At 66.6% G+C, this 6,434-nt stretch carries 4 protein-coding genes; 1 reads left to right on the top strand and 3 read right to left on the bottom strand.

Going from position 1 to position 6,434, the window contains the following annotated elements; all coding sequences use genetic code 11:
- Window positions 1-7: 7 nt before the first annotated feature.
- The 3 genes from VN779_RS26245 to VN779_RS26235 all read right to left on the bottom strand — a co-directional run bounded on the left by VN779_RS26245 (window position 8) and on the right by VN779_RS26235 (window position 3,449).
- Window positions 8-892: a sugar ABC transporter permease gene (locus VN779_RS26245; protein ID WP_325728048.1), complete on the bottom strand. Its 885-nt coding sequence runs from the start codon at window positions 890-892 to the stop codon at window positions 8-10.
- 49 nt (window positions 893-941) lie between these two features.
- Window positions 942-2,243, bottom strand: a complete 1,302-nt coding sequence (locus VN779_RS26240; RefSeq protein ID WP_325728046.1) for an ABC transporter substrate-binding protein — start codon at window positions 2,241-2,243, stop codon at window positions 942-944.
- A 108-nt stretch (window positions 2,244-2,351) separates the two neighbouring features.
- Entirely contained in the window at window positions 2,352-3,449 is a 1,098-nt protein-coding gene (locus VN779_RS26235; RefSeq protein WP_325728044.1) for a LacI family DNA-binding transcriptional regulator, read from the bottom strand.
- A gap of 224 nt (window positions 3,450-3,673) precedes the next feature.
- Here VN779_RS26235 and VN779_RS26230 point away from each other — a divergent pair, with 224 nt between their 5' ends.
- Window positions 3,674-5,671: an RICIN domain-containing protein gene (locus VN779_RS26230; RefSeq protein WP_325728042.1), complete on the top strand. Its 1,998-nt coding sequence runs from the start codon at window positions 3,674-3,676 to the stop codon at window positions 5,669-5,671.
- Window positions 5,672-6,434 lie beyond the last annotated feature (763 nt).

Raw genomic sequence — 6,434 nt, 5'->3', positions numbered from 1 at the left:
TCACTGATTAGCCCTTGGTCGGGTCGCGGCGCGAGAGGCGGAAGATGATCAGGGTGACGCCGAGGCATACCACGGTCAGCAGGAACGCGATCGTGCTGCCGTAGCCGTAGTCGCCGTAGGAGAAGGCGGTGCGGAACATGTAGAGCGTCAGTGGCGTGGTGTCGCTGCCCGGCCCGCCGTTGGTCAAGGCCAGGACCGAGTCGAACACCTTCAAGGTGCCGTTGATGCTGAACACGACCGCGGAGATCAGCACCGGCCAGGACAGCGGCAGCACGATGTGCTTGACCAGCCGCCAGCCGGTCGCGCCCTCCAGCCGCGCCGATTCGAGCATCTCCTCGGGGATGTCGAGCAGACCGGCGTAGATCAGCACGCCGTAAAAGCCCATGGAACGCCAGATGTCCATGATGATCAGCACGATGAACGCGCCGGTGCTGCTGGCGAACCAGTCGCCGTGGTGGATGCCCAGCGCTTCGGTCAACTCGTTGGCCAGGCCGTTCTGCGGCGCGATGGCGAAGAGTTTCTGGAACATCAGGGAGACGGCGACCGTCGGCAGGATCACCGGGAAGAACACCAGGGTCCTGATCAGCGCCGAGGAGCGGCGCAGCACGAAGACGTAGAGCAGCGCGAGCAGGTACCCGAGCAGCACCTGCCCGACGCTGACCACGAGCGCGTATTTGAGGGTGAACCACAACGCGGAGTGCGCCTGCGGATCCTGCCACAACTTCCGGAAGTTGCCCAGGCCGTTGAAGGTGAAACCCTGGATGAGGTTTCCCTGCGTGAAGGTGTACCCGAGGGACCAGCCCATCGGGACCAGCATCACCAGGGTGTAGACCAGCAGCGCCGGGGCCAGCAGGACGGCGATGGCTCGGCGGTCGCCAAGAACGGAACGCATGTGGGCTCTTTCGCGGGGGGTTCGATCGCAACTGCGGGCTGAGACCGGGTCAGCCGGTGGCCAGATCGTCCTGGACCTTCTGCATGAACTGCTGCGCGGAGATGGAGCCGGTCACCAGCGGCGCGGCGTTGGTCTGGCTGGTCTCGGTCGCCTTGGTGTTGAACAGCGCTTCGAACCACAGCACGCTCGTGGAGGTCTGGTTGATCGTGGTCTGCACCAGCTGGGTGAGCGGCGGCAGCGAGCCGGCGTCGCCGTTGGGCTTGAAGCCGGAGATCGTGCCCTGGTCCTTGAGCGAGGCGGCGCCGTAGTTCTTGGTGATGCAGCCGAGCCAGTCGCCGACCTTGGCGTTGTACGACTTGGCGGAGACGGCGACCGGCAGGCCGACGTTCGCGGGGATCTGGTCCGCGCTGCCCTGGCCACCGGCGACGGTCGGGAACGGCATGAAGCCGATGTTCGCGGCGCCGATCTGGTCCTTGGTCGCGTCGTTGAAGTCGCCCAGTTCCCAGCTGCCCATGTAGAACATGGCGGCCTTGCCGGTGATGAACTGCTGCACGGAGGTGTCGTAGTCGATCGAGCCGACGCCTTGGCCGAAGTAGCCGGCCTTGCCCAGGTCGGCGATGGCCTGCGCGGCTTTGACGTACGCCGGGTCGGTCAGCTTCGCCTCGCCATTCGCGACTGCCTGCAGCGCGTCGGGGCCGAGCTCGCGGTAAAGGTAGCCGCTGATCAGGCGGGTGATGGGCCAGCCGGCCTGGCCGGAGGCGGAGAACGGGATGACCCCGGCGGCCTTGAACTTGGCTGCTGCGGCGACCAGTTCGTCGTAGTTGGTCGGGACGGCGACGCCGTGCTGTGCGAAGAGCTTCTTGTTGTACCAGATGCCTTCGATGTTGAACTGATAGGGCATCACGTTGAACTTGCCGTAGAGGTTCTGCACGGTCTTTATCGCGGCGGGCTGAATGTCGTCCCACACGCCAAGGCTCTTGAGCGTGGTCTCCAGGTTGAGCACCTGGCCCGCCTTGTCCAGGGTCTTGGTCAGCGCCGGGGCGTTTCCGGCGGCGAACTGCACCGGCAGCGCGCTCTGCCCGGCGAGCAGCTGCACCTTTTGGTCCACGTTGCCGATAGGCACGGTCTGGATCTGCAGCGGCAATGCCTGGTTCTGCGTCGTGCAGGCGCCGGTGCTCAGCTTGGTCAGCTCCTGCTGCACGATGTGGTTGTCGTCGTTGATGGTCAGGCTGAACTGCGAGGCGCCGCCCGCCGAAGCGCCACCGCCGGTGCCGCCGCACGCGGCCAGCAGCAGCATCGTGGTGGTCGCGGTCGACAGAAGCGCGAGGGGGCGAAAGTGGCGCAGTGGCACGGCGAGTCCTCTCGGCAGCGCTTTGAAGCGCTTCAAATGTTGCCGGGACCGTACGGCCCGCTTCAGCTTGGTGTCAAGCATGGATCGTTCGCGTATCCAAACCGAGTCTCAACGCGCTGGTCGAGCGCGAAGGGCCGGTCGCTGCGCCGGCGGGACAGCAGCAGCTCGGCGCGGCGCGCTGGCGCGCACGACCAGCTCGGGCTCCAGCACCACGGTGGCGTGCCGGTGCGCCTTTCCCGACACCACCTCGTCTAGCAGCAGCCGGATCGCCTCCTGGCCCATCGCCCGGCCCGGCATGTCAACGGCCGTGAGCAGCACCGCGGCGGGACCGGCGGCGCGGTTGTTCTCGCAGCCGACCACCGCGACTTGCTTGGGCACCTGGACGCCCGCGACCGTGTGCAGCTCGTGGATGATGCCGTTGGCCAGTTCGTCGGTGACGACGACCAGGCCGTCGGGCAGCTGGTCCACGTCGCGCGCCGCCAGGGCCCTGCCGACGGCGTGGCCGTGCTCGGTGGTCAGGCCGCCGCTGTCGATCTCCTCCAGGTCCACGCCCGCACCGGCCTCGTCCACGGCCGCGCGCACGCCCCTGCGCCGGTCGCGCACCGGCTGATAGTCCTCGTGGGCCGCGATGTACGCCAGCCGAGTGCGGCCGGTGTCGATCAGATGACGGGCCGCCAGATAACCCACATGCTCGTTGTTGACCAGCACCGCGCAGCACGTGCCCGGCTTCGGGGCGTAGTTGAGCAGCACGATTTGCCGCCCATGCGCCCGCATCCGGGCGATGCCGGCCGTCGAATCCTCCATCGGGGCCAGCAGCATGCCAGTCACCCGGGACTCGTCGAACAGGTCCAGGTAGTTGTCTTGCAGGGTCATGTCACAGGCGGCGTTCGCCAGCAGCAGGTTGAGGCCGGTCGACCGCGCCGCCTCCTGCGCGCCGTGCGCGAAATCGATGAACAGGGAGTTCTCGATGTCGGCCAGCACCATGCCGACGCTGCTGTTGGAGCCGGAGGCCAGCGACCGCGCGGCGTCATTGCGCACGAAACCCAGCTGCTCTATCGCGTCGCGCACCCGCCGCGCCGTCTCCGCGCCGACCTTCGCCGGGTGATTGAGCACGTTCGAGACCGTGCCGAGCGAGACCCCCGCGGCGTCGGCGACATCCTGCATGCTCGGACCGCCGTGCCCCTGCGCTCGCGGACGTGCTACCACGACGCTCCTCGACTTCAGGTCGGGTTCCTGCGATCCCGACGCGCGCAAACCTGCTGTTGTGACGCGCAGGATACCCGAGTTGGTTAAAGCGCTCCAATCTCTACGCACGTGTGTACTTGACGATCTGCCTACCTCATGTCAGCCTCACATCCGGCCGACCTGATTGAAGCGCATCAATCTGGCGTCACCCGTTCTTCTCTCATAGGCGAGGAAGTCACGAGATCATGCCCGCGAAACGAAACGCCAGAACGGTGCTTGCCGCGATCGGCGCGGCCGCTGCCGCCGCGTCCCTCACCATCGCCCCTACTGCGCACGCCGTCACCTACAGCGGTGGTGTGATGTGGGTGCCGCCAAGTGGAGCACCGTCCTACGGGTCGCTCTACACTCACGCGATCAGGCTGGAGCACAGCACCGACTCCAACGGCACGCTGCTGGCTTCGTTCGAGCAGTACTCGAACAACGGCATGCCGGTCTTCCGCAGCACCGACTCCGGTCACTCCTGGACGCAGGTCTCCACGATCCACGACCAGGTGAACTCCTGGAACAACATCCAGCTCGAACCGGTGCTCTACGAACTGCCGCAGGCGATCGGCGCGTACCCGGCCGGCACGATCATCGCCGCCGGAGACTCGATTCCGGCGGACAACTCGCAGACCAAGATCGACATGTACGCGAGCGTCGACCACGGCGTCACCTGGTCGTTCGTCAGCTCGATCGCCAGCGGCGGACCCGCCATCGCGTCCAACGGATACACCCCGGTCTGGGAACCATACTTCCTGGTGGCGAACAACAAGCTGATCGCCTGGATCTCGGACCAGCGCGATCCGGCGCACGGCCAGAAGCTGGGCCACTTCACCACGACCGACGGGGTGCACTGGTCCGCCGAGGTCGACGACGTCGCGTACTCCACCTACAGCGCGCGGCCGGGCATGGCGATCGTCCATCGGCTCGGAAACGGCAACTACATCCTGACCTACGAGTACTGCAACGCCCCGAGCGGCGGCTGCCCGGTCTACTACCGGATCGCGTCGAACCCGGAGAACTTCGCCTCGGCCGCCGAAGTGCGGATGGTCACCACCGACGGCATCTATCCGCAGGCCAATCCGTACAACACGTGGCTGCCGACCGGCGGCCCGGACGGCACCATCGTGGTGTCGGCGTACAGCGACCAGCAGCTGTACGAGAGCACTGATAACGGCGCGACCTGGGTGCGGATGTTCTCCAACACCGCCTCAGGCTACAGCCGCGGCCTGCTCCCGCTCGCCGACGGCAAGAGCCTGCTGGTCACCAGCGGCGGGGTGCTGGTCACCAACGGCACCAACAAGGTGACCTACGGCATCGACGACTACGGCGGCGGCATCTCCACCGGCGCCGCCTACAAGATCCAGAACATCCTCAGCTCGCAGGCGCTGGGCATCCCCAACTCCAACTCCGGCGCCCCGGTCGTCCAGGCGCCCGACAACGGCACACCGGACCACAACTGGCAGTTCCTACTCCAGACCAACGGCTACTACCGGATCCTCGACACCTTCAGCGGCAAGTACCTCGCGATCCCGTCCGGTTCGCTGTCCTGCGGCACCGGCGCGATCCAATGGACGGCCACCGGCGGCGCAGAGCAGGACTGGTCGGTGCAGCCCTCCCCGGCCGGCGGCTACACCATCACCAACCGGCGCAGCGACCTGGCGCTGACCATGGCGACCAACGCGAACGGCCAGACCTCAACCAACGAGCAGGCCACCCAGGCGCCGCTGACCTCCGCGGCGAATCAGCGCTGGAATCTGACACAGAGCGCTCCCCCGGCCTTCACCAGCGGCCAGTTCGTGCTGGCGAACCTCAACAGCGGCAAGTACGCCGAGGTGGCCGGAGGCGGCAGCGGAACCAAGGCCGACCAGTACCGCGACGTGAACCACCCGGACCAGTACTGGACGTTCACCCAGTCCGGTTCCTACTACACCATCACCAACGTGTTCACGAACGACGTCCTCGATTCGGCCGGGGCCACCGCCAGCGGCAGCGCGGTCGTGGAGGAACCGTCCTCCGCAGCGGCGAGCCAGCAGTGGTCGCTGGTCGACACCGGCGGCGGCAAGTACGAGGTCGTCAACCGCGCCAGCGGCTTGGCGCTGAACGTAATCGGCGCCTCGACGGCCAACGGCGCGTTCCTTGACCAGGAAAGCGTTTCCGGTTCGACCGCCCAGCTCTGGACGATCGCGAAGATCAACTGATGTGCGACAGTCCGTGCGCGCCGGGCAGTTGACGGCGCGCACAGACCACGCGCTCAGACCGCACGACCGTCGGCGTCACCCGTGACGGCCCTAAAGAAAACGCCGACGCCTTCGGCTGCCGTCACGATGAGAAGGAGACATTCCCACCCAGTCGAGCGGCAGATCGGCTTCGGGCCTGACTGGATGGCATGGCGACGCCGATATGGGTTCGCGACGAAGAGCAACAGTCGCCCAGGAACTTCACACGCTCGTGTATGCCGCGGAAATCGATCCGTCCAATCCCACGCTGCGCCACGTGGCGCGCCCGCCGCGGCGCACCGCCCGGTCGGCAACCGATAGCACCATCTGGCCCCCTGCCGTCAGGCACTGCTGGTTCTGGCCCATTTGCGCGACGACGCCTACGCGAGTGACCCAGCGGCGCGCGGCGGCCCTGCTCGGGGCGAAAGCACAGGTCAAGACCGCGGGGAGACGGCGAACCGGACAAAGGCTGCGCAACAGTGAGGCGCCCATGGCGACAAGAACACCGCCCTGACACGGTGACCGACGAGGACGCACGAATAGGAACACCTCGGAACATCTCGAACTCAGCAATCAGAGCACGAACAAAGGCCGATGGGGCAATTGCATGACCAGGCCCGTCGGATAGCCTGAATCAGCCCTGTAACACAGCAGATATGGCCGGTCCTGTTGGCTCCGGCCATATCTGACGGCGAGCCGGCCTGTAAGCCGGGTTCTGTTCGCGCGCTGCGGACAGCGTGCGAGG

Origin of the sequence: Actinocrinis sp. (assembly GCF_035605935.1) — a bacterium.
Lineage (GTDB): Bacteria > Actinomycetota > Actinomycetes > Streptomycetales > Catenulisporaceae > Actinocrinis.
Note: the sequence above shows the minus strand (reverse complement) of the source record. Positions and strands in the feature narration are given on the sequence as shown.

What these genes read in the sequence shown, in the direction of transcription:
- VN779_RS26230 (WP_325728042.1), top strand. Translation starts at nt 3,674, where the DNA reads ATGCCCGCGAAACGAAACGCCAGAACGGTGCTTGCCGCGATCGGCGCG.
- VN779_RS26245 (WP_325728048.1), bottom strand. Translation starts at nt 892, where the DNA reads ATGCGTTCCGTTCTTGGCGACCGCCGAGCCATCGCCGTCCTGCTGGCC.